The 3,286-nt window shown below is 38.3% G+C and carries 2 protein-coding genes; both read left to right on the forward strand.

The genetic code is table 11. From position 1 onward, the window contains the following. Positions 1-1,100 (forward strand): cyclomaltodextrinase C-terminal domain-containing protein (locus VJ937_RS05690; protein WP_324065923.1); only part of this gene is annotated, 1,100 nt, incomplete at its 5' end. A gap of 10 nt (positions 1,101-1,110) precedes the next feature. Continuing rightward, entirely contained in the window at positions 1,111-3,162 is a 2,052-nt protein-coding gene (locus VJ937_RS05695) for an alpha/beta hydrolase (RefSeq protein ID WP_324065924.1), read from the forward strand. Positions 3,163-3,286 lie beyond the last annotated feature (124 nt).

Consider the following 3,286-nt stretch of genomic DNA (forward strand, 5'->3'; position numbering starts at 1 on the left):
CGCATTACGAGGCTAACATCAATGACTGGGATAATGACGACGTTATCACATCAAACCATCGCAGAACGACCAATCAGGACAGTTATGCTGCAGAAATTGATAAGAAAGGAATGACTGACGGATGGTTCGTCAGAAGTATGCCGGATTTAAATCAGCGCAATCCATTTATGGCTAAGTATTTAATTCAAAATAGTATTTGGTGGATAGAGGAGTTCAAGCTTGGAGGCATTCGACAGGACACTTACCCTTATCCTGACAAAGAATTTATGAGCAACTGGGCCGCCGCTATTATGAAAGAGTACCCAAACTTCAACATTGTTGGCGAAGAATGGAGTTATAATCCACTGCTCATTGCTTATTGGCAGGATGGTATGGAAAATAAGGACGGTTATAAATCTAACCTGAGGTCCACTATGGATTTTGCCATGCAAAGAAATATTGTAAATGCACTTAATGAAGACGAAAGCTGGGACACAGGTCTCGTTAAAATGTATGAAGGCCTGGCCAATGACTTTATCTATCCACGACCAGAAGATATTCTTGTTTTTCCGGATAATCACGACATGAGTAGAATTCATACACAGCTTAACGGAGATATCTCAAAAACAAAAATGGCATTGGGCTATATTCTGGCTATGCCAAGAACTGTTCAAATCTACTATGGGACAGAAATACTGATGGCCGATTTTGAAAAACCCGGAGACCACGGACTTATCAGAACAGATTTCCCCGGCGGTTGGGCAGGTGATGAGGTCAACGCGTTTACAGGTGAGGGGTTATCCAATGACCAAAAAGACATGCAGAATTTTGTCAAAAAAGTGGTAAATTACCGAAAGCAAAGCAAAGCCATTCACGAAGGTAAAACTATCCACTTTGCACCCAAAGATGGGATTTATGTCTTGTTCAGGTCTCATGCCGATGAAACTATTGTGGTAATCATCAACAAGACCAACCAATCAAGTACAGACACAAAGCGATTTGCAGAAATGGAGCTTAATGGAAAAACACTGAAAAATGTAGTCAGTAATGAGTCATTGACGTGGGCAGAAAGCATCAATATACAACCAAACGGGTTAACATTTCTAACGACCAAATTATAATTTAAAAAAGTTGAAATTTTTCAAGCACATAGCTTTAGCCATATTAACTTCAACTCTACTGTGGGGTTGTAAAGGTCAAAATGCCAATCAGAAATCGGTGACTATTCTTTTAGACGCAAATTTTTCAGTTTCTGAACCTTCGGCTGTGTATATTTCCGGAAATTTTGAAGGTTGGACAGGCGGAAGCGAAAATTATGTATTAGAAAAAAAAGGCGAGTTTTATCAAACCAGGTTATATGATACTTTAGGGGATTTAGAGTTTAAATTTACGCTTGGCCATTGGGATACTGTTGAAAAAGATAAAAACGGTAATGATATTGGCAACAGGACTTATCAATTTTCCAAGCCCAATGACACGCTGATGGTTACAGTTGAAAGTTGGGGTCATCAGGAAAAGAAAGGCCTGGTTTTGCCTGAAAATCTTCACATATTGAGCGATTCTATTTACATGCCTCAGTTAGACAGATACCGAAGAATTTGGGTTTACACACCGCCAAATTATAATTCATCTTCAGACACTTACCCTGTAGTTTATATGCATGATGGACAAAATTTATTTATGGAGGAGACCTCAGGTTTTGGCGAATGGAAAGCCGATGAAACTTTAGACGCTCTTTCAAAATACAATGATTTAGAGGTAATTGTTGTTGGGATTGACCATGGTGCGAAGTATAGAACATCTGAATTGTCGCCTTACATTTATAAATATTCAGATCATCCGGAAGGTAATCAATATTTAAACTTTATTGTAAACACGCTAAAACCGAAAATCGATTCGACCTATCGCACCACACCTGATAGATCAAATACGGGCATGATTGGAGCTTCCCTTGGTGGTTTGATTTCACATTATGCCGGATTTAAATACAATGGCATTTTTGGAAAGATAGGTGCGTTTTCGCCATCATATTGGATTTCTGATTCTGTTTACAATTACACAAAATCAAATAATTTAAAACTATACCTGCTTGCCGGAACCGTAGAAGGCTATAGTTTGCTGTCGGATGCTCAAAAAATGAGAGATACATTGCTTGAAAATGGATTTGAACCTGAAAATCTATACTACAAAGAAGTTGAAGGCGGGAAGCACAACGAAACCTTTTGGAGTGGTAATTTTGCAGAGGCCATCTGCTGGTTATTTGATAAACCCATTCCTAAGATAAATCCATTACTGAAAGACCTTCAACCAAAACCACAACCGGACATTCAGCTTTCAGCTGGAACTATTCAACGTATTAATGCCTTTCCTTCGCAATATATCAAGTCCAGACCAATTGATGTGTGGTTACCCGAAAATTATTCAGATGAAAATACATACAACGTTTTATATATGCATGATGGTCAAATGTTGTTTGACGCCACAACCACCTGGAATAAACAGGAATGGAAAGTGGACGAATGGGCAACACAGCTCATGAATGAAAACAAAGTTGAAGAATATATTATTGTCGCTATTCATAACATACCGGAAATCCGTTGGCAGGACTTGTTTCCTCAGAAAGCATATGCTTACCTTTCGGCCTCAGAAAAAAAGTTAGCAACAGACCGTAACGGGAATCAAAAATTTTCTTTAAACGGCGATAATTATTTACGGTTTTTAGTCGGTGAGCTCAAGCCCTTTATCGATTCAAAATTTTCAACAAAAACAGAAAGAGAACATACTTTTGTCATGGGCTCCAGTATGGGTGGATTAATGAGTATGTATGCTGTTTCTGAATATCCTGACGTATTTGGAGGAGCTGCTTGCTTATCTACACATTGGGTTGGGGCTCAGTCTATTGAAGATAATCCGTTGCCGGATGCCATATTTAGCTATATGGAAGAATATTTGCCTCAAGCCGGTAAGCATAAATTGTATTTTGATTACGGCAATAAAACACTCGATGAGCATTACCCGCAATACGCCCCAAGAGTTGATGAGGTATTAAAACAAAAAGGATATACCCCAAAAGATTCTAAAAACCTGTTTTTTGAAGGGACAAACCATTCAGAAAATGCCTGGAATAAAAGATTGGATCAGCCTTTGTTGTTTTTATTGGGTACAAATTTTGTTAAAAAATGAATGTCAACACCCTCTTTAGTTCTCCCTGGAGGGAGAACAATATAAAATCAAAGTATATTCCCTTGAGGCAATGTATTGAGCTTGCCGAAATAGGATTACAGGGGTGTTTTTAAAAAATAAAATA

The organism is Salinivirga sp. (assembly GCF_035268865.1).
In the GTDB taxonomy this organism is placed as follows: domain Bacteria; phylum Bacteroidota; class Bacteroidia; order Bacteroidales; family Salinivirgaceae; genus Salinivirga.